The sequence below is a fragment of the Streptomyces sp. NPDC087270 genome (assembly GCF_044744625.1).
In the GTDB taxonomy this organism is placed as follows: Bacteria; Actinomycetota; Actinomycetes; order Streptomycetales; family Streptomycetaceae; genus Actinacidiphila.
The window spans coordinates 225,097-244,701 of the sequence record NZ_JBIUYR010000009.1; the positions used below are offsets into that span (position 1 = coordinate 225,097).

Here is a 19,605-nt window from a genome sequence, read left to right on the forward strand (position 1 = left end):
GATCTCCTTCGGTACGGGTGGGCTGGCCGGCGACGGACGGGTCAGTGCCGGAGGATCGTGGACAGGAAGTCGCGGGCCCGCTCGGTGCGCGGCTCGGTGAAGAACGCGTCGGGTTCGCCGGTCTCGACGATCTGGCCGTCGTCCATGAACACCACCCGGTCCGCGGCCCGGCGGGCGAATCCCATCTCGTGGGTGACGGCGACCATCGTCATGCCGTCGCGGGCGAGGCCGACCATCACGTCGAGCACCTCCCGGATCATCTCCGGGTCCAGCGCCGAGGTCGGCTCGTCGAAGAGCATCAGCTTGGGGTGCATGGCGAGCGCGCGGGCGATCGCGACGCGCTGCTGCTGGCCGCCGGAGAGCTCCGCGGGGTGCCGGGACTCCTTGTCCCGCACGCCGACCCGGTCCAGCAGCGCCCGGGCCTCCTCGACCGCCTCGTCCCTCGGCACCTTGCGCACCCGGGTCGGGCCGAGCACCACGTTCTCCAGCACGGTCTTGTGCGCGAACAGGTTGAACGACTGGAAGACCATCCCGACATCGGCCCGCAGCGCGGCCAACGCGGCGCCCTCCTGCGGCAGTTCGCGGCCGTCGAAGACGATCCGGCCGGAGTCGATCGTCTCCAGCCGGTTGACGCACCGGCACAGCGTCGACTTGCCGGACCCGGACGCGCCGAGCACGACCACGACCTCGCCCTCGTGCACGTCGAGATCGACATCGCGCAGGGCGACGAGGTCGCCGAACCGCTTGCTGACCGACTCGATGCTCAGCAGCACTTTTCCGGTACGGCCGAATCCGTGCTCGGGCGTACCACCTGATGACCTGTCCGCGTCTTCGACCATGTCAACGACGATAGGGCGCGACGCGGCCGGCGGGTAAGAGCGGCATACTCATCGGGTCGCGGGCTCCGGACGCTGGTCGGCCGCGTTCTCCGGGTGGTGGCAGGCGACTTGGTGGCCCGGGGCCAGATCCACCAGCGGCGGCTGCTCGTCGCGGCACACGTCGGTCGCCTTCCAGCAGCGGGTGTGGAAGCGGCAGCCGGACGGCGGCGAGATCGGCGACGGCACGTCGCCGGTGAGCAGGATGCGGCCGTTGCTGCTGACCGGCGCGGCCCTCGTACCCGCCGTGCTCCCCTCGGCCGCCGCGTCCTCGGTGCCGCTTGTCGCCGCGTCCTCGGTGCCCTCGGCGCTGTCCGCGGCCACCGCCGGCTTCACCGTCGGCCGGTTGCGCCGCTTCGGGTCCGGCACCGGCACCGCCGACAGCAGCGCGGTGGTGTACGGGTGGAACGGCGTGCGGTAGAGCGTCTCGCGGTCGGCCAGCTCCACGACCTTGCCGAGGTACATCACCGCGATCCGGTCCGAGACGTGCCGGATCACCGACAGGTCGTGCGCGATGATCACGTAGGTCAGGCCCAGTTCGGACTGCAGGTCGTCCAGCAGGTTGACCACCTGCGCCTGGATGGACACGTCCAGCGCGGAGACCGGCTCGTCGGCGACCACCAGCTTCGGGCGCAGCGCCAGCGCCCGGGCGATCCCGATCCGCTGCCGCTGCCCGCCGGAGAACTCGTGCGGGTAGCGGTTGTAGTGCTCGGGGCTCAGGCCCACCAGCTCCAGCAGTCCCTGGACCTCCTTCTTCACCCCGTGCTCGGTGGCGACCTTCTGCAGCCGGAACGGCGTGCCGACGATGGTGCCGATGGTGTGCCGCGGGTTCAGCGACGAGTACGGGTCCTGGAAGATCATCTGCACGTCGCGGCGCAGCGGGCGCATCGCGCCGGTGCTCAGGTGCGTGATGTCGCGGCCGTCGAACTCGACCGTGCCGCCGGTCGGTTCCAGCAGCCGGGTGATCAGCCGGCCCATGGTGGACTTGCCGCAGCCGGACTCGCCGACCACGCCCAGCGTCTCGCCGGCGTTGACCTGGAAGTCGATGCCGTCGACCGCCTGGACCGCGCCGACCTGGCGGCGCAGCAGGCCCTTGGTGATCGGGAAGTGCTTGGTCAGCCCGGTGACCTTCAGCAGCGGTTCCCCCGGCGGCTTGCGCGGCGCGGGGGTACGCGGCTGCGGCTCGGCGCCGGCGGCCGGACCGCCCTTGTCCAGCGAGGTCTTCTCCGCCACGGTCTCGTCCCGGCCCTTCCCGGCTTCTGCGTCCTGGCTCTTCACAGCTTCGGCTCGATCTCTTCGGTCCAGATCCTGGCCCGCTCCTCGTCGGCGAGGTGGCAGGCGGACAGATGGCCCTCGGCCACCTCGCGCAGCTCGGGCACTTCGGTCTCGGAGGCGCCGCCGGTCAACGCGGCGTACGGGCAGCGCGGGTGGAAGGCGCAGCCGGTCGGCACGTTGATCAGGCTGGGCGGCGAGCCCTTGACCGGGTTGAGCCGGTCGGTGCGCTCCCGGTCCATCCGCGGCATCGAGCCCAGCAGGCCCCAGGTGTAGGGGTGCTGGGGCTCGCCGAAGAGCTTCTCCGCAGTGCCGCGCTCGACCACCCGGCCGGCGTACATCACCAGCAGGTCGTCGGCGACCTCGGCGACCACCCCGAGGTCGTGGGTGATCATGATGACCGCGGAGCCGAACTCCTGCTGCAGGTCGCGGATCAGGTCGAGGATCTGCGCCTGCACGGTGACGTCGAGCGCGGTGGTCGGCTCGTCGGCGATGAGCAGTTCGGGGTTGTTCACCAGCGCCATCGCGATCATGGCGCGCTGGCGCATGCCGCCGGAGAACTGGTGCGGGTAGTCCCGGAACCGCTTGCGCGGCTCGGGGATGCCGACCCGGTCCAGCATCTCCATGGCCCGCTGGGCCGCGATCTTCTTGGGCACCTGGTGGTGCACCCGGTACGCCTCGACGATCTGGTTGCCGATCGAGTAGTACGGGTGCATCGCCGACAGCGGGTCCTGGAAGATCATCGCCATCTTGCGGCCGCGCAGCCGGCGTACCGCGTCCGGCGGGGCGCCGACCAGTTCCTCGCCGTCGAGCCAGACCTCACCGGAGATCCTGGCCCGCGCGGTGCGGTGCAGGCCCATGATCCCCAGCGACGTGACGGACTTGCCCGACCCGGACTCGCCGACGATGCCGAGGGTACGGCCGCGCGGCAGGTCGAAGCTGAGGCCGTCGACCGACTTCACCACGCCGTCGTCGGTGTCGAAGTGGATGCGCAGGTCGCGCACGGACAGGTAGGCGTCCTGGGCGGCGGCCGGTTCTGCGGGCGTTTTCAGCAGCCTGTCGGCGGAACTCACGAGTACCTCACGCGGGGGTCGAGGACGGCGTAGGCGAGGTCCACCAGCAGGTTGCAGACCACGACGAAGAAGGCGACCACCAAGGTCACGGCCATCACGATGGGCAGGTCGTTGGCGGTCACACCCTGGATGGCGTAGGCGCCCATGCCCGGCAGCGAGAAGACCTGCTCGGTGATGACCGCGCCGCCGACCAGCAGCCCGAAGTCCATGCCGAAGATGGTCACGATCGGGGTGAGCGTGGAGCGCAGCGCGTGCCGGACCACGACGTCCCGTTCCCGCAGGCCCTTGGCGCGCGCGGTGCGGATGTAGTCCTCGCCCATGGTCTCCAGCATGCCCGCCCGGGTGAGCCGGGCGTACAGCGCGGAGTACAGGAAGGCGAGGCTGCACCAGGGCACCAGCAGGTTCCACGCCCAGTCGGCGGGATTGTGCGTGAACGACACGTAGTTCATGCCGTTGCTCCACAGCGGCCACTGCACGGTGAACACGCTCAGCGCGAGGATGCCGGTGAAGAAGATCGGCAGCGACACGCCCATCAGGGCCACGCCCATCGACAGCCGGTCGATGATGGTGCCCCGCTTCAGCGCGGAGACCACGCCCACCGCCACGCCGGTGACGACCCAGATCACCGCGGCCCCGATCGCCAGCGAGAACGTCACCGGGATACGGGACTTCAGCTGCGGCCAGACCTCGACATGGCTCTTGAAGGAGTAGCCGAAACAGGGCGCGTTGCAGTGCACCGGGTCGGGACCGTAGTGGTAGTCGGCGCCGGCGACCAGCGCCTTGAGGAAGTGCCAGTACTGCTCGTAGAGCGGCAGGTCGAAGCCGAGGTTCTTCTTGATCGCCGCGACGGCCGCCGGGTTGGCGTCCTTGCCCACGTACTGCGTGGCGAGCTGGGTGGTGGTCTGGCCACCGATGCGGGGGACGAGGAAGAAGATCGCGAAGGTGATCATGCTGACCACCAGAAGGAGCACGATCGCGGCGAACACGCGACGGATGAGGTAAGCGGTCACGGCCGTTCCGGCTGGCGTCCGCCCGGCCCGGATCGGGGGCCGGACCGGGCGGACGCCGGAGCCTTCACCTGCCTTTCGGTGCGTAGGAGCCTTGCGGCTACTTCGAGGAACCCATCAGCAGGAAGTCGTACATGCCCAGGTACGCCTGAGTGACCGTCACATTGGTGGCGGAGTCCGGGCGGTAGAGCAGGTTCTTGCGGTAGATCAGCGGCACCACCGAGGCGTTCGCCATCACCATCTTGTCGATGTCGCCCCACGCCTTGGTCCGCGCGGCGGTGTCGGTGTTGGAGATCGCCGAGGACAGCGCCTGGTTGATCTTCGGGTCGTTCAGCTCCATCAGGTTGTTGCCACCGGACGGCTTGATCGCGCTGCCGTCGACGATCTGGTCCAGGAACCCGTAGCCGGTCGGCCAGTCGGCGCCCCACGCCATCATCATCATGCCGACGCCGTGCGAGTGCACGTAGTCCGGGACGCCCGCGTAGTTGGAGAAGTACTTGTCCGACGGGAAGGTCTTGATGTTGACGGTGATGCCGACCTTCTTCAGCGCCGCCTGGATGGCGGTGGCGCCGTCGATCTCGGGCTGCCGGTCGCTGCGCGCGGTGAGCGTGGTGGTGAAGCCGCCGGGCTTGCCGCACGCCGCCAGCGCCGCCTTGGCCTTGGCCACGTCACCGTTGTTGCCCGCGGTCGGATAGTCGTCGAACTTGGTGTAGCCGTTCACCGACGGGGGCAGCAGGGTGCTGGCCACGTCGCCCTTGACCGCGCCGCCCTCGGCGTTGACCACGGAGGTCTTGTTCACCGCGTACTGCACGGCCTTGCGGCAGTTGATGTTGTCGAACGGCTTCACGTGCAGGTTGAGCGCCATGTACGAGGTGGCGCCGGCGATGGAGTCGTCGGTGTGCGCCAGCCGGTTCTTGTTGCCCAGGATCTTCGACTGCGTCTCCGCCTCGACACCGGTGCCCTGGAGGTCGACGGTGAGGTTGTCGGAGAGCAGGTCGTTGTCGATCGTCTTCTGGTTGACGTTGAACTTCAGCACGTACTTGTCGGGCAGCGCGGTGCGGATCGGGTCGGTGGCCTTGCTCCACTCCGGGTTGCGCACCAGCGTGGCGCCCTTGCCCTCGGAGTAGGAGGAGAACTTGTACGGGCCGGTCGACTGGATGTGCTGCACGTACGTGGCGCCGGTGTCCTTGGACTGCTCGACCGGAGCGGTCTGCGAGAACGTCGCCAGGTAGTCGAAGTCGGCGAACGGCTGCGACAGGTGGAAGACGATCGTCTGGTTGTCGGGCGTCTCTATGGACGACAGCCCGTTCGGGCTCTTGTCCTTGTACGGGCCCTGGTACTTGCCGTCGTCGGCCAGGTAGCTCTTGAAGTACACCGGGCCGTTGGACATCACGTCGGGCGCGAAGTTGCTGCGCTCGATCGCGTACTTGACGTCCTTGGAGGTCACCGGGGTGCCGTCCTGGAACTTCACACCCGTGCGCAGGTGGTACGTCCAGGTCTTCGCGTCGGGGCTGGAGGTGCCGAGTCCGGTCGCCAGGTCCGGGACCACCGTGAGACCCGCCTTGCCGGCCGCCGGCTTGAAGGTCAGCAGCGTACGGGCGTAGAGCCGGGAGAAGTCCTGCACCCAGCCGTAGTAGGTGTTGCCCGGGTCGAGGGAGTCAGGGCCGGTGGAGTGGTCGGCGGTGACCGTCCCGCCCTTCTTGCTCGACGCGTTGACGATCGAGGTCAGCGCCTGGTCCTTCTTGCCCGAGCCGCTGGAGCCGCCCGAGCCGCCGCAGGCGGACACGCCGAGTGCCATCGCCAAGCAGAGCGCGAGAGCGGAGGTCACCTTTCTGGTGTTCATACCGGGTTACGCCCCTCACTTCCTATTTGAGTCGCCGGGTCGGCCATGGGTGCCGCACGGCACACGAGGTGCCACCCGGGGTCGGTGGGTCATCCCTGCGGAATCACTTGCTGCGCGGATCGAGGGCGTCCCGCAGCCCGTCGCCGAAGAGGTTGAAGGCCAGCACCGTGATGAAGATCGCGAGGCCGGGCACGAACATGTACTGCGGGTCCGACTGGTAGACGTCGACCGCGCTGGTCAACATGCCGCCCCAGGAGGCCTGCGGAGGCGCGATACCGACCCCGAGGAAGCTCAGGGCGGCCTCGAACAGGATGTTGGTGGGGATCAGCAGCGTGGAGTAGACGAGGATCGGCGCCACGAGGTTCGGCAGCAGCTCGCGGAAGAGGATGAACGGCCCGCGCGCGCCCATGCCGCGGGCGGCGTCGACGAACTCGCGCTCGCGCAGGCTCAGCGTCTGGCCACGGACGATCCGGCCCATGTAGGGCCAGTTGAAGAAGCCGATCACGAAGATCAGCACGCAGATCCGCAACGGAAGCCCGCTCAGCCCGAAGGCGCCGTCCTGCAGCGAGGCGGAGATGGAGATCGCGAACAGCAGCAGCGGGAAGGCGAGGAAGACGTCCATCAGCCGGCTGATCAGGCTGTCCACCCAGCCGCCGTAGTAGCCGGCGATGACGCCGAGCACGGTGCCGATCACGTTGGACAGCACGGTGGCACCGGTGGCCACCAGCATGGAGATCCAGGAGCCCTCGATGATCCGGGCCAGGATGTCGCGGCCGAACTTCGGGTCCACGCCCAGCGGGTGGGACCAGCTCATGCCGCCCCAGCCGCCCTTGGGCGACAGCAGTTCGGGGTCGACCAGGTTCTGGTGGAAGGCGTTCGGATCGAGGTTGAAGACCATCTCGATCGGCTTGGCGAGGATCGCCAGCAGCACCAGCAGCAGCACCACCACGCCGCCGGCCATCGCGACCTTGTCCCGTCTGAGCCGGCCCCAGGCGATCTGCCCGAGCGAGCGCCCCTCGATCATGCCTCGCCCGGCCCCGCTGAGTACGGCCTCCGGATGCGCTTCGGCCTGTCCGGAGGTGGTCTCGATAGGTGCGGTCATGGCGTTTGCCGACCCCTCTCGCCGGTGGGTAACCGGCGCGCGCCCGCCGCTGTAGCGGCTTCCTCGTCAGTTGGTGCACTTGATGCGGTAGTTGCAGATGGCACTGAGGTCACCCACAGTGGCCGCTCGACGTGATCATGCGTGCGACGTGCGTATCCACTACGCGCGTTGCGGTTGGGACATGTCAACACCAAGGTGTCTTGCCGCTGGATTCTTCTTCTGGTTGGCGATCACCCGCCAGACCTGGCCGCGAAGGGATGCGCAACTGTGATGTGGGTGGTTCTTTCATCGTTACCGACGCGTACCTCGGGGTACGGTCGGTTGATGGACGAACGGCTGCGCGCGGTCTGCGACCTGATGATGCCCCAGGCCCGGGAGATGTCGGGCCTGCACGAATACGACGGCCGGGTGCAGGACCTGTCCCCCCAGGGAGTCCGCGACGGGCTGGCGGCCCTGGCCCGCGCCCGGCGCGGCGGCCCGCTCCGGGACCCGCACGACGAAGCCCACCTTGCGGTCTTCGAGGAGGCCCTGCGCGTGCAGTTCGGCGAGCTCGAACTGCACCGGCGCGACCCCTACCCGCACCTGTCCAACCTCGAACTGGCCTGCTACGACCGGGAGTACGCCCCGCGCGGGGACCGCGCCCGGGCCCGCCGGGAGCACCTCGCGCGGTGGCCGGAGGCCGTGGACGCCGCGCTGTCCTCGCTCGACCAGGTACGGGCCCCGGTCGCCGAGGCGCTGCTCGGTTCGGTGCTCGGCCTGGCCGCCGACCTGGACCCGGACGCCGGCGAGGTCGAACGGGCCGCGCTGCGCGCGCACGAGCGGCTGGTCGCCCACATCCAGCACATCGCCGAACACGGCGACCCCGACCCCCGGCTCGGCGGACGGGCGCTCGCCGCGCTGATGGGCGCCCAGGAGGGTCTGCGGGTGGACCTCACCGAACTGGCCGGGCGGGCCGACCGGGAGCGCGCCCGGCTCACCGAACTGCTCACCGACTCCTGCCGCGTCCTGGACCCGCGCAGCGACGTGGACGAACTGCTGCCCGGGCTGCTCGCCGACCACCCGGGCGCCGACGGCGTCATCGCCGAGGCGGCCCGACTCACCGAGGAGGCCATCGAGTTCACCCGCGAGCGGGGGCTCGCGCCCTACGTGGACGGCGAGTGCCTGGTCGGCCCGGCGCCCGCGTCCCGGCGCTGGGCGATGGCCATGATGACGTGGTCGGCGCCGGCCGAGCCCGACGCGCCCTCCTGGTACCACGTCACGCCGCCCGACGCGGACTGGCCCGCCGACGAGCGCGAGGAGTGGCTGACGGTCTTCAGCCGCACCAGCCTGCCGTCCATCACCCTCCACGAGGTGGCCCCCGGGCACTTCGCGCACGGCCGCGCGCTGCGCCGGGCGCCGTCCCCGGTCCGCCGCCTCCTGCACAGCCTCTCGTTCTCCGAGGGCTGGGCCCACTACGTCGAGGAGGTCTGCCTCGACGAGGGGTTCCGCGCACGCGACCCGCGCTTCGCGATCGGCGTGGCCCTCGAAGCGCTGGTCCGGGTCACCCGGCTCACCTGCGCGATCGGTTTGCATACGGGGGCGCTGTCGCTGGACGAGGCCGCGAGGTACTTCGTGCGCGACGCCCACCTTTCGCCTGCGGCGGCCTCGGCGGAGGCGCGGCGCGGCACTTTCGACGCGGGCTACGGGCGGTACACCTGGGGCAAGTTGGAGATCCTCCGGGTGCGCCGGCGCGCGGAGCGGGAGTGGGGCGCGGATTTCTCCCTGCCCCGTTTCCACGGTGCCCTCATGCACCTGGGCAGCCCGCCTTTGGGGTTGCTGGACGCGGTGGTCCGCCCGCCCGGCCCCACCACGTGATGTCCCGGACCTTACGGTCCGCTGCGGCGTGTCGCGCATTTCCCCGCGCCCCTGTAGGCGCGGCCGCCGCCAGGGGGGCAGGGGCGCCCTACCTGTCGAAGAAGGGGCGGCCGAAGGTGCGCATCCACAGGGCGACCGGGTCGTAGGGGTCGGCCATGGCCACCGTGGAGACGGCGACGCCGTCGGGTACGCCGGCGACCGCCTGCTGCATCATGAGGCGGACGGACTCCACCGCCTGCGCGGCACCTTCGTGGAGTTCGACGCCGATCGCGAGGTAGGGCTCGCCGAGTACGGGCTGCACCCATGCCTGCCGCAGCGCCCGCACCGCGGAGGTGCGGTGCGCGGCCTGCGCGAGAAGCGCGTAGAACTGCGGCATCTGCAGGGACGGTTCCCCGATCTGGAGCGGGCCGGCGGGCAGCAGGTCGAGCCCGACCGCGATCCTGCGCAGGTCCGCCCAGGGGATGCCGATCCCGCCGCCGGCCGCGTGCGGGTTGAGCCACAGCCCGGAGCGGTCCGGGTAGAGGGTCTGCGCGATGTCCCGCCCGGAGACCACCTCGTGGTCGCGGTTCCAGCCGCTGGCGGCCAGCTCACGCGGCGAGGTGAAGCACGGCGCGTAGCCGTACCCGCCGACCTCCATGGTGCCGTACTGCGCGTCGGACGCCCCGGAACTGCCGTGCCACAGCAGCATCCACACCTGGCCCTCGGCGAGTGACGCGAGCAGGTTCTCGTATGCGTCGAACCGGCCGGGAGCCACCTGGAGCAGCATCTGCTCCACATGGCCGGCCTGCGCCGCACCGCCTTGCGCGCCCGCGATCACGTGGGACCGCCCCTTTCCCCTCGTTTCGTTCTGCTCTTCGCACGACATCAAACCAGGTCGAGTGTGCCCAGCGGTATGGCGACCGACTCAAGCGGAACCGGCTATAGACCAGGTATACGACCGTTGAACGGGCGCGAGGCGGCCGGACCCGCTCGCCACGCGACCGCGGCCGAGATCAGCGCCGGTCCGCGGCCCGATCACCGCCCGATCACCGCCGGGCCGCAGCCGGTTCGCGGCCCGTCCGCGAACTCGCCCGCGAACCCGCCCGCAGACGCGGTCACGGACGCGGTCACGGACTCAGTCGCGGGCGAAGAACGGCCGCACCGTCTCCAGCAGCCAGTCGCCCACCGGGTCCTGCGCCACGTCCAGCAGGATCAGGTGCACCGGCCACGGTGGCGGGGCCACGCCCATCGCCCGGCCGAGCGCGTTCATCGCGGCGGCCCGGTCGTCCTCCTGCCAGCGGTCGAGTTCCACACCGATGAACAGGGCGGGCGGCTCCTCCTCCACGGCGGCCAGCGCCCGCCGGCCGGAGAGCAGCACCGGGGTGACCGCGAACTCGCCGGCCGCGGCGGCCAGGAAGTCCACCGGTTCCTCGTCGTGGCCCGGCTCCCACAGCCGCACCCGGGCACCGGGGGGCGCGTCCCCGCCGCGTACCCCGGAGAACTGCGGCGCGCGCTCGCCCGGCACCGGCCGGCACAGCTGGGCCACCGCGGCCGGCGGCAGCGGCACGCCGACCGCCCCGCCGGGGTTGACGGCGATGCCGACCAGCGGCGGCAGCCCGCGGGCGAACTCGTGCACCGGCGCGACCGTGCAGGACATGCCGTCCGCGGCCTGCCGGAACTGCTGCTCGGAGCTGAAGACCGGTACGTAGGGCGCGCCGCCGAGCACGACGGTCGGCAGGTCGAGGCCGGCCGCGTCCGGCGAGCCGCCGTTCGGCAGCGGCACCCACACCTGGGAGCGGCCGAGCACCTCCAGCAGCCGGGGGGTGGCCGACGGATTGCCGAGGCTGGCCCCCAGCACCTCTTCCAGCTCGTTGGCCGGCCATATGTACGGTGCCGGATTCTCCATGTCCACCCTTGTCCGCCCGTGTACCGCGTCTGTAGCGTTGTGCAGCGTCATGCCCGGGAAACCCTAACCGCTGCCGGGGGCCGGGGACCCTGGGCATGCAATGATGAAGGCCACAACTTGCATACCGGCCGTTCGAGGCCGCGCGGGAGAGCCCCGGACCTGTGCACGCGACCAGCTCGCGGGCGCCGGGACGGGCGCCGAAGGAGCAAGTCCTCCCTTGAATCTCTCAGGCACAGATACCGCGCGGGCGAGGCAGATCTGAAAAGCGGCGGAGCCGTCGGCGCACCCTCGGGTGTGCGGTCCCGCCCACCCAAGGTGCAAACCGCGGCCCGCGCGAGCGGGGTTCACGGTGAACCTCTCAGGTTCCGATGACAGATGGGGAGTGTCCATCCGTCATCTCTCCTTCCTCTTCACCGAGACCGAGCCTGGGAGCCTGTCACCGATGAGCGAACCCCGTCACACCGCGCTCGACGCCCTGCACCGCGCCCTCGGCGCGACCATGACCGACTTCGCCGGCTGGGACATGCCGCTGCGGTACGCCAGCGAGCGCGAGGAGCACCAGGCGGTCCGCACCAGGGCCGGTCTCTTCGACCTGTCGCACATGGGCGAGATCACCGTGACCGGCCCGCAGGCGGGCGAGGCGCTGGACCACGCCCTGGTCGGCCACCTGTCCGCGCTGGCGGTGGGCCGGGCCCGCTACACGATGATCTGCGCGCCCGACGGCGGCATCCTCGACGACCTGATCGTGTACCGGCTCGGCGAGCAGGAGTTCATGATCGTCGCTAACGCGTCCAACGCGCAGACCGTGCTCGACGCGGTGGCGCTGCGCGCGGCGGAGTACGACGCGCAGGTCCGCGACGACCGCGACGCGTACGCGCTGCTGGCCGTCCAGGGCCCGCAGGCCCCGGCGATCATGAAGGCGGTGACCGACGCCGACCTGGACGGGCTGAAGTACTACGCCGGGCTGCCCGGCACCGTCGCCGGGGTGGACGCGCTGATCGCCCGCACCGGCTACACCGGGGAGGACGGCTTCGAGCTGTTCGTCGCGCCGGCCGACGCCGAGCGGCTGTGGCGGGCGCTGACCGACGCCGGCGAGTCGGCCGGCCTGGTGCCGTGCGGGCTGTCCTGCCGCGACACGCTCCGCCTGGAGGCGGGCATGCCGCTGTACGGGCACGAGCTGACCGCCTCGGTCACGCCGTTCGACGCCGGGCTCGGCCGGGTGGTCAAGTTCGACAAGCCCGGGGACTTCGTCGGGCGCGCCGCGCTGGGCGCCGCCGCCGAGCGGGCCAAGGACCTGCCGCCGCGCAAGCTCGTCGGGCTGGTCGCGCAGGGCCGCCGGGTGCCGCGGGCCGGCTACCCGGTCACCGACGCCTCGGGCGCGGTGATCGGCGAGGTCACCTCGGGCGCCCCGTCGCCGACCCTCGGCAAGCCGATCGCGATCGCGTACGTGGACGCGGCGCACGCGGCGCCCGGCACGCCGGGGGTGGCGGTGGACATCCGCGGCTCGCGGGAGCCGTACGACGTCGTGGCGCTGCCGTTCTACCGGCGCGAGCGCTGAGCGGACCGGGCTCGCTCCCCCGGCGCCGCACCCGGCGCCGGTTCCGCGGCCCGCGCCGCACCTCGCCGTTTCCCCGTTCTTCCCCCTCGCCCCCCTTTCCCTCAGCTTTCCGTTTGCCGTGCCGCACCCGCGAGCACCCCTGCCGATCCGGGAGAATTCAGCCATGAGCATCAACCCTGAGCAGCTTCGTTACAGCAAGGAGCACGAGTGGCTCTCCGCCCCCGCCGACGGCGCGGCCACGGTGGGCATCACCTCGCACGCCGCCGACGCGCTCGGCGACGTGGTCTTCGTCCAGCTCCCCGAGGTGGGCGCGACGGTGACCGCGGGTGAGACCTGCGGCGAGCTGGAGTCCACCAAGTCGGTCAGCGACCTGTACTCGCCGGTCGGCGGCGAGGTCACCGAGGTGAACCAGGACGTCGTCGACGACCCTTCGCTGGTGAACACCGCGCCCTTCGAGGGCGGCTGGCTGTTCAAGGTGAAGGTCGCCGAGGAGCCGTCCGACCTGCTGTCCGCCGCCGAGTACGACGCCTTCATCGAGAACTGAGGGGACCCGCGATGTCGCTGCTGAACCAGTCCCTGCACGAGTTCGACCCGGATGTGGCGGCCGCGGTCGACGCCGAGCTGCACCGCCAGCAGTCCACGCTGGAGATGATCGCGTCCGAGAACTTCGCGCCGGTCGCGGTGCTGGAGGCGCAGGGCTCGGTGCTCACCAACAAGTACGCGGAGGGCTACCCCGGCCGCCGCTACTACGGCGGCTGCGAGCACGTCGACGTCATCGAGCAGCTCGCCATCGACCGGGTCAAGGCGCTGTTCGGCGCCGAGGCGGCCAACGTGCAGCCGCACTCGGGCGCCCAGGCGAACGCCGCCGCGATGTTCGCCCTACTCAAGCCGGGTGACACCATCCTCGGCCTGGACCTGGCGCACGGCGGGCACCTGACCCACGGCATGAAGATCAACTTCTCCGGCAAGCTCTACAAGGTCGCCGCGTACCACGTGGACGCGGAGACCAACCTGGTCGACATGGCCGAGGTGGAGCGGCTGGCGAAGGAGCACCACCCGCAGCTCATCGTGGCGGGCTGGTCGGCGTACCCGCGGCAGCTGGACTTCGCGGAGTTCCGCCGGATCGCCGACGAGGTCGGCGCGTACCTGATGGTCGACATGGCGCACTTCGCCGGGCTGGTCGCGGCCGGGCTGCACCCCTCCCCCGTGCCGTACGCCGACGTGGTCACCACCACGACCCACAAGACGCTCGGCGGCCCGCGCGGCGGGGTGATCCTGGCCAAGGCCGAACTCGCCAAGAAGATCAACTCCGCGGTCTTCCCGGGACAGCAGGGCGGCCCGCTGGAGCATGTGATCGCCGCGAAGGCGGTCGCGTTCAAGGCCGCGGCGACGGACGAGTTCAAGGACCGCCAGTCCCGTACGCTGGAGGGCGCGAAGATCCTCGCCGACCGGCTGACCCGGCCCGACGTGGCGGAACTCGGCGTCTCCGTACTCTCCGGCGGCACCGACGTCCACCTGGTCCTGGTCGACCTGCGCAACTCCGCGCTCGACGGCCAGCAGGCCGAGGACCGGCTGCACGCGGTCGGCATCACCGTCAACCGCAACGCGATCCCGAACGACCCGCGGCCCCCGATGGTCACCTCGGGTCTGCGGATCGGCACGCCCGCGCTGGCGACGCGGGGCTTCACCGCCGACGACTTCCGCGAGGTCGCCGACATCATCGCGGCGACGCTCACCGCGTCGCCGGCCTTCCCGCCGTCGGAGAGCGGGCCCTTGCGGCAGAGGGTCACCGCGCTGGCGGAGAAGCACCCGCTGTACCCGGGCCTGTAGCCGGGTCGCCGGTTCGTGTCCGCCCGCGCCCCGTGGTCGCGGGTACTCCCCCGTGCGAAGCTCAAGGGGGAGGCGGGCACGAACCGGCCACCGGCCGGCCGGCGGGACACCGTATCCGGCCCGGCAGCGCGCCCCCGCCGAGCGCGGCCGCAGCACCCTGCGGACAACGGCGTCCGCGAACCCCAGGAGCTAAGAACACCGTGGCAATCTCCGTCTTCGACCTGTTCTCCATCGGAATAGGCCCGTCCAGCTCGCACACCGTCGGCCCGATGCGGGCGGCGAACATCTTCGTGCACCGCCTCAAGAACGAGGCGCTGCTCACCCATACCGCCTCCGTGCGGGCCGAGCTGTTCGGCTCGCTCGGGGCGACCGGCCACGGCCACGGCACCCCGAAGGCCGTCCTGCTCGGCCTGTCAGGACACGCGCCGCGCACCGTCGACGTGGAGACGGCCGACGACGAGGTCGCCCGTATCCGCGCCGAGCACCGGCTGGACCTGCTGGGCACCCACGAGATCGCCTTCGACGCCGACACCGACCTGGTGCTGCACCGGCGCCGCTCGCTGCCGTACCACGCCAACGGGATGACGCTGTCGGCGTACGACGACGCCGGCGAGGTGCTGCTGGCGAAGACGTACTACTCGGTGGGCGGCGGCTTCGTGGTCGACGAGGACGCGGTCGGCGAGGACCGGATCAAGCTGGACGACACGGTGCTGCGCCACCCCTTCCGCACCGGCGACGAACTGCTGCGGCTGTCCCGGGAGACCGGGCTGTCGATCTCCGCGCTGATGATGGAGAACGAGAAGGCCTGGCGCAGCGAGGCCGAGATCCGGGCCGGGCTGCTGGAGATCTGGCAGGTGATGCGGGACTGCGTGGAGCGGGGCATGTCCCGTGAGGGCATCCTGCCCGGCGGCCTGAAGGTGCGCCGCCGCGCGGCGCAGTCCGCCCGCCAGCTGCGGGCCGAGGGTGATCCGTCCGCCCGCGCGATGGAGTGGATCACCCTCTACGCGATGGCCGTCAACGAGGAGAACGCGGCGGGCGGCCGGGTGGTCACCGCCCCCACCAACGGCGCCGCCGGGATCATCCCGGCCGTCCTGCACTACTACCTCGCCTTCGTCTGCTCGCCCACCACCTCCGCCGCCGACCGGGACGACGCGGTGGTCCGGTTCCTGCTGGCCGCGGGCGCGATCGGCATGCTCTTCAAGGAGAACGCCTCCATCTCCGGCGCCGAGGTCGGCTGCCAGGGCGAGGTCGGCTCGGCCTGCTCCATGGCCGCGGGCGGCCTCGCGGAGATCCTGGGGCTCACCCCGGAACAGGTCGAGAACGCCGCCGAGATCGGCATGGAGCACAACCTCGGCCTCACCTGCGACCCCGTCGGCGGCCTCGTCCAGATCCCCTGCATCGAGCGCAACGGCATGGCCGCGGTCAAGGCCGTCACCGCCGCCCGCATGGCCATGCGCGGCGACGGCCGCCACCACGTCTCCCTCGACAAGGTCATCAAGACCATGAAGCAGACCGGCGCGGACATGAAGGTCAAATACAAGGAGACCGCCCGCGGCGGCCTCGCCGTCAACGTCATCGAGTGCTGACGCGGAAGACCCTGACCTGGGGTTTCCCGTCCTTCCGCGCTGTCGGAGCCTTCCGGGCCTGTACGTCGGAAAGTCCCTCGGAAGTGTGCGGCCACCCCGAGGGGCCCGCCCGGCCGTACCGTTCCCCTGCTCCGGCGAAGTGATGGCCGGCTTCGGGCGTACACCGCGGCGGTCGGGTCGGCTTACGTGTCCTGGGGGTTGTGGAGGGCCGCGCCGAGGGCGCTCTGCCGGTACAGGACCCGGCGTCCGTGGCGGGTGCGTTCGACCAGGTGGGAAGCGGCGAGCACGGACAGGTGCTGGCTGACCGCGGAGGGGGTGACGCCGAGCCGGTGGGCGAGTTCGGTGGTGGTGGCGGGTTCGGCGAGCAGGGCGAGGAGCCGGGCGCGTGGGCGGCCCAGGAGCGACTCCAGCGGCCGGGGCGCGGAGGGGGCTGGGTTCTCGCCGAGGAGGGCCAGGCCGCGTGCGGTGTAGACGATGTGGGGCGGGGCGTCGAGGCTGAGCATGGTCGAGACGCCGTCGACGAAGCAGCTGGGTGTGAGCAGCAGGCGTCGGCCGTCGATGGGAATGTCCGCGAGATCGTCGCTCCGGCGGCCGCCGCGTTGGACGCTCAGGATGCCGTCGGTCCAGGTCAGGCGGTCGTGGATGTCGGTGAACAGGTGTGCTGCGCCGTGTTCGGCCAGGATGCGGGCCCGGTGGGCGAGGTCGCTCTCCAGGATGGAGCGGATGCGTGGCCAATGGGGGAGCAGGCAGGCGTTCCAGTAGGCCTCCAGCTCGTCGGCGATCCGGGTCAGGAGACGGGCCGGGTCCAGCAGCCCGGCGGCCAGTGGCGGCGGAAGGGGTTCGCCCAGGGGCAGGAAGGTGCGTTCCAGGTCGGGTCCGAGCAGGAGCGGGTCGGTGCGGCGCAGGGCGGTGAGCTCGGCGCGGATGTCGGGGGCCGGGGTGTGGGGACGGGGGGTGAGCAGGTCGGGCACCCAGTAGCGGCGGCGCGCGACCAGCGAGGTCAGCAGTTCCTGGTCGAGCCGGCCGAAGGCCGGGCGCATCGCTTCGCGCAGGCCGCGCAGTTGTGGCAGGCGAGCAGCGTGTCCGGCCCACAGCCGCAGGCTCAGGACGGTCTCCTGGAGCGGAGAGTAGGCGAAGGAGGTAGCCGCGAGATCGGCGGTCTCCAGTCGGAAGCGAATCATTAAGCCCCAGTCTTAACTCCTTCTGCCCCCCGCGCACGGCGGATTGGCTGGCGCGCATGACCACCGCACCGCCGTCCGACGCCCGTACCCCCGGCGCCACCGGACGCCCGTCGCCCGCCCCACTGCCGCCCGCGCCGGGTGGTTCCTCTCCCCGGACGGACCCCGTCGTGCGGGCGCTCGCCGTCCTGCTCGTGATCAACGCGCTCGGCAACGGCCTGTTCCTGACCGTCAGCACGCTCTGGTTCACCCACGGTCTGGGCTACTCCGCCTCCAAGGTGGGCCTGGCCCTGACGGTGGCCGGCCTGTGCGGCATCCTCGCCTCCTTCCCCGCCGGCCGCGCGGCCGACCGGTACGGTGCCAAGCCCGCCCTCGTCGCCCTGCACCTGGCGCAGGCGGTCGCGATGGCGGGCTTCGCCGTCGCCCGCAGCTACCCCGCCTTCCTCCTGCTGGCCTGCACCGTGACCGCCGGCAGCCGGGCCAACAGCACGGTCCGCAGCACCCTTTACGCGCACAGCCTGCCCGCCACCACCCGGACCCCCGCGCTGGGCCTGCTCCGCGCGGTCAACAACGTGGGCATCGGCGCCGGAGCCGCGCTCGGCACCACCGTCGTCGCCCTCGGCCACACCGGCGCCTACCAGGCCGCGATCATGATCAACGCGGCCACCTTCCTCCTGGCACTCATCCCCCTGCGCACCGTCCCCGCCCACCTCGCCCCCGCCCCCGCGGCGGCGGCGGCGGACGACGAACACCGCGGCAAGCGCCCGGCAAGCGCACTGCGCGATGGCCCCTACCTCGCCGTCACCGCCCTCAACGCGATCGTCAACATGCTCTACGTCGTGCTGGAAGTCGCCCTGCCGCTCTGGCTGGTCAACTACACCCACGCCCCTCGGCCCCTGGTCGGCACGCTGCTGGTCCTCAACACCACCCTGGTCGTCGCACTCCAGGTCCGCGCCACCCGCCACACCGGCGACCTGCCCACGGCCGCCCGCTCCTTCCGCACGGGCGGCCTGCTCACCGCGCTCGCCTGCGCCACCGCCGCCACCGCCGCCCACCACAACCCCACCGCGGCCACCGCGATCCTGCTGACCGCCGTCCTGCTGCTCACTCTCGGCGAGGTCACCTCCCAGGCGGGCAGCTGGACCCTCGGCTACGCCCTGGCCCCCGACCACGCCCAAGGCGCCTACCAAGGCGTCTTCCAAACCGGCGTCTCCGTGACCCAGGCACTGGGCCCTGTCGTGGTCACCGCTCTGGTCCTCCCGCACGGCACGGCCGGCTGGTGCACACTGGCGGCCATCTTCGCCGTCGCGGCACTGGCCATGCCCGCCGTCTCTCGGCGAGCCGAACGGCGCTGGGCCCCCATGCCACCCGCGGGGACCCGCACCGGCCCGTGACGGCCCGTGACGTCCCGTGACGACCCCTTCCCCGCAAGTAGCGTGACGGGGTGCGGAGATGCCCGGTTCTGCCACCACGGCCGCGGCGCCGGTCTGCGACGGTTCATGGCTTGTCGAGGGCAACGTCGTCCACGTGAACCTCGGTGGCCACGAAGCCCCCTCGCTCCGGGGGCCGTCGCTCCCGCCCGAAGGGCCGGGCGGCTGGGCGACGGCGGTGGGGTCAGGGCGTCGCGGTGATGTTCTTCTCGAGCGCGGCGATGTAGTTGGGCAGGTGGTGGTCCTTGATGGCGTCGGTCTCGGGGGCGAGCAGGTCGATGGCCACGCCTTTGGCGCGGTCTTGGAGCGTGGCGAGCAGTGGCATGGCGTGGTGCAGGCGGCCGTCGGCGTCGAAGTAGCGCAGGGCGTCGACGTGGGTGTAGGCGGGCTCCGGTGGGAGGTGGGGGACGATGTCGTTGTTGTTGACGAAGCGGTAGCAGCGGTCGGCGAAGGCCTTGTTGTGTGCCGCGGCCAGGAGGCGTTCGCAGGTGCGGGGCTGGCCGAAGGTGTAGATGCCGTGTGCGAGCAGCCTGGGCTGTTCCAGGTACAGGCGGGCGCCGGCCAGCATGGCCAGGGCCGCGCCGAGGCTGTGGCCGGTGAACCACAGGCTCTGGCCGTGGTCGCGGAAGTCGACGACGGTGTCGCGGATCTGCGGGTAGACCGACTGCAGGGCCTGGTGGAAGCCGTAGTGGACGAAGCCGGTGTTGGCGGGCCCGGGGACCGGCGGGGTGTCGACGTCGGTGAGCCAGTCGCGGATCTTGGCGACCTCGGTGCCGCGGAAGCCCACGATGATCATCTGATCGTCGGCCATGACGTAGGCCTGGGTGTCCTCGATGGGGAACGGCATCCGATGCGTGGACTCGAAGTACCGGACCCGGTCGAAGCCCCAGGCGGACGCCTGGGCCTGGATGCCGTCCTGGTCCAAGGTGGCCAGCGCGGCTGCGCGGGCCATCCAGTAGGCGTGGGGCAGCGAGTAGCCGCCGGCCGCGTGGTCGAGGGCGGGAATGGTCATGAAGGTGTCCTTCGCGAAAGGCGGTTCCGGCGGCCGGCGGGGGTGGCCGGGTGTCGGGGACCGGGAGGGGGCCCGCGGCGATCGGAGTTCACGCGGTTGC

At 71.3% G+C, this 19,605-nt stretch carries 16 protein-coding genes and 1 riboswitch; of the genes, 6 read left to right on the forward strand and 10 right to left on the reverse strand.

Features of this window, described 5'->3' with window-relative positions; genetic code table 11:
• Positions 1-41 precede the first annotated feature (41 nt).
• The 6 genes from ACIPAE_RS19895 to ACIPAE_RS19920 form a co-directional block, all read right to left on the reverse strand.
• Positions 42-839 (reverse strand): amino acid ABC transporter ATP-binding protein, encoded by a 798-nt coding sequence (locus tag ACIPAE_RS19895; protein ID WP_366411911.1) that lies wholly within the window; start codon positions 837-839, stop codon positions 42-44.
• Positions 840-887: 48 nt separating this feature from the next.
• Positions 888-2,153 (reverse strand): ABC transporter ATP-binding protein, encoded by a 1,266-nt coding sequence (locus ACIPAE_RS19900; RefSeq protein ID WP_402446744.1) that lies wholly within the window; start codon positions 2,151-2,153, stop codon positions 888-890.
• Positions 2,150-3,220 (reverse strand): ABC transporter ATP-binding protein, encoded by a 1,071-nt coding sequence (locus tag ACIPAE_RS19905; RefSeq protein WP_329364352.1) that lies wholly within the window; start codon positions 3,218-3,220, stop codon positions 2,150-2,152. The genes ACIPAE_RS19900 and ACIPAE_RS19905 overlap by 4 nt, the downstream gene beginning before the upstream one ends.
• Positions 3,217-4,230, reverse strand: a complete 1,014-nt coding sequence (locus ACIPAE_RS19910; RefSeq protein WP_328469816.1) for an ABC transporter permease — start codon at positions 4,228-4,230, stop codon at positions 3,217-3,219. Before ACIPAE_RS19910 ends, ACIPAE_RS19905 begins: the two co-directional genes overlap by 4 nt.
• Positions 4,231-4,327: 97 nt before the next feature.
• Entirely contained in the window at positions 4,328-6,070 is a 1,743-nt protein-coding gene (locus ACIPAE_RS19915; protein ID WP_329364354.1) for an ABC transporter substrate-binding protein, read from the reverse strand.
• A 103-nt stretch (positions 6,071-6,173) separates the two neighbouring features.
• The gene (locus ACIPAE_RS19920; protein WP_328469812.1) at positions 6,174-7,172 is read right to left on the reverse strand and encodes an ABC transporter permease; all 999 of its coding nucleotides are present in this window, start codon (positions 7,170-7,172) and stop codon (positions 6,174-6,176) included.
• Between the two features lie 324 nt (positions 7,173-7,496).
• Between ACIPAE_RS19920 and ACIPAE_RS19925 the strand changes: the two genes are divergently transcribed.
• On the forward strand, positions 7,497-9,026 hold the full coding sequence (locus tag ACIPAE_RS19925; protein WP_366411913.1) for a DUF885 family protein: 1,530 nt from the start codon (positions 7,497-7,499) through the stop codon (positions 9,024-9,026).
• 88 nt (positions 9,027-9,114) lie between these two features.
• Here ACIPAE_RS19925 and ACIPAE_RS19930 read toward each other — a convergent pair whose 3' ends face one another.
• Entirely contained in the window at positions 9,115-9,843 is a 729-nt protein-coding gene (locus tag ACIPAE_RS19930) for an enhanced serine sensitivity protein SseB C-terminal domain-containing protein (protein ID WP_329364359.1), read from the reverse strand.
• Between the two features lie 297 nt (positions 9,844-10,140).
• Positions 10,141-10,911 (reverse strand): enhanced serine sensitivity protein SseB, encoded by a 771-nt coding sequence (locus ACIPAE_RS19935; protein ID WP_366411914.1) that lies wholly within the window; start codon positions 10,909-10,911, stop codon positions 10,141-10,143.
• A gap of 133 nt (positions 10,912-11,044) precedes the next feature.
• Positions 11,045-11,163: riboswitch (glycine riboswitch) on the forward strand.
• 190 nt (positions 11,164-11,353) lie between these two features.
• Between ACIPAE_RS19935 and gcvT the strand changes: the two genes are divergently transcribed.
• The 4 genes from gcvT to ACIPAE_RS19955 all read left to right on the forward strand — a co-directional run bounded on the left by gcvT (position 11,354) and on the right by ACIPAE_RS19955 (position 15,885).
• Entirely contained in the window at positions 11,354-12,469 is a 1,116-nt protein-coding gene (gene gcvT, locus ACIPAE_RS19940) for a glycine cleavage system aminomethyltransferase GcvT (RefSeq protein WP_328469806.1), read from the forward strand.
• A gap of 163 nt (positions 12,470-12,632) precedes the next feature.
• On the forward strand, positions 12,633-13,013 hold the full coding sequence (gene gcvH, locus ACIPAE_RS19945; RefSeq protein WP_329364363.1) for a glycine cleavage system protein GcvH: 381 nt from the start codon (positions 12,633-12,635) through the stop codon (positions 13,011-13,013).
• 11 nt (positions 13,014-13,024) lie between these two features.
• Positions 13,025-14,299 carry a serine hydroxymethyltransferase gene (gene glyA / locus ACIPAE_RS19950; RefSeq protein WP_366411915.1) on the forward strand — a complete coding sequence of 425 codons (1,275 nt, stop codon included), beginning with the start codon at positions 13,025-13,027 and terminating at the stop codon, positions 14,297-14,299.
• Between the two features lie 200 nt (positions 14,300-14,499).
• Positions 14,500-15,885 (forward strand): L-serine ammonia-lyase, encoded by a 1,386-nt coding sequence (locus tag ACIPAE_RS19955; protein WP_329364367.1) that lies wholly within the window; start codon positions 14,500-14,502, stop codon positions 15,883-15,885.
• A 182-nt stretch (positions 15,886-16,067) separates the two neighbouring features.
• Here ACIPAE_RS19955 and ACIPAE_RS19960 read toward each other — a convergent pair whose 3' ends face one another.
• The gene (locus ACIPAE_RS19960) at positions 16,068-17,066 is read right to left on the reverse strand and encodes a helix-turn-helix domain-containing protein (protein WP_329364369.1); all 999 of its coding nucleotides are present in this window, start codon (positions 17,064-17,066) and stop codon (positions 16,068-16,070) included.
• 56 nt (positions 17,067-17,122) lie between these two features.
• Between ACIPAE_RS19960 and ACIPAE_RS19965 the strand changes: the two genes are divergently transcribed.
• Positions 17,123-18,457 (forward strand): MFS transporter, encoded by a 1,335-nt coding sequence (locus ACIPAE_RS19965; protein ID WP_402446753.1) that lies wholly within the window; start codon positions 17,123-17,125, stop codon positions 18,455-18,457.
• A 220-nt stretch (positions 18,458-18,677) separates the two neighbouring features.
• Here the strand turns inward: ACIPAE_RS19965 and ACIPAE_RS19970 are convergent, their stop codons facing one another.
• Positions 18,678-19,505 (reverse strand): lipase family protein, encoded by an 828-nt coding sequence (locus tag ACIPAE_RS19970; protein ID WP_402446755.1) that lies wholly within the window; start codon positions 19,503-19,505, stop codon positions 18,678-18,680.
• Positions 19,506-19,605: the final 100 nt, after the last annotated feature.

Coding starts and splice junctions, on each gene's coding strand:
- ACIPAE_RS19895 (WP_366411911.1), bottom strand. CDS start 839: ATGGTCGAAGACGCGGACAGGTCATCAGGTGGTACGCCCGAGCACGGA.
- ACIPAE_RS19915 (WP_329364354.1), bottom strand. CDS start 6,070: ATGAACACCAGAAAGGTGACCTCCGCTCTCGCGCTCTGCTTGGCGATG.
- ACIPAE_RS19920 (WP_328469812.1), bottom strand. CDS start 7,172: ATGACCGCACCTATCGAGACCACCTCCGGACAGGCCGAAGCGCATCCG.
- ACIPAE_RS19925 (WP_366411913.1), top strand. CDS start 7,497: ATGGACGAACGGCTGCGCGCGGTCTGCGACCTGATGATGCCCCAGGCC.
- ACIPAE_RS19935 (WP_366411914.1), bottom strand. CDS start 10,911: ATGGAGAATCCGGCACCGTACATATGGCCGGCCAACGAGCTGGAAGAG.
- gcvT (WP_328469806.1), top strand. CDS start 11,354: ATGAGCGAACCCCGTCACACCGCGCTCGACGCCCTGCACCGCGCCCTC.
- gcvH (WP_329364363.1), top strand. CDS start 12,633: ATGAGCATCAACCCTGAGCAGCTTCGTTACAGCAAGGAGCACGAGTGG.
- glyA (WP_366411915.1), top strand. CDS start 13,025: ATGTCGCTGCTGAACCAGTCCCTGCACGAGTTCGACCCGGATGTGGCG.
- ACIPAE_RS19960 (WP_329364369.1), bottom strand. CDS start 17,066: ATGATTCGCTTCCGACTGGAGACCGCCGATCTCGCGGCTACCTCCTTC.
- ACIPAE_RS19965 (WP_402446753.1), top strand. CDS start 17,123: ATGACCACCGCACCGCCGTCCGACGCCCGTACCCCCGGCGCCACCGGA.
- ACIPAE_RS19970 (WP_402446755.1), bottom strand. CDS start 19,505: ATGACCATTCCCGCCCTCGACCACGCGGCCGGCGGCTACTCGCTGCCC.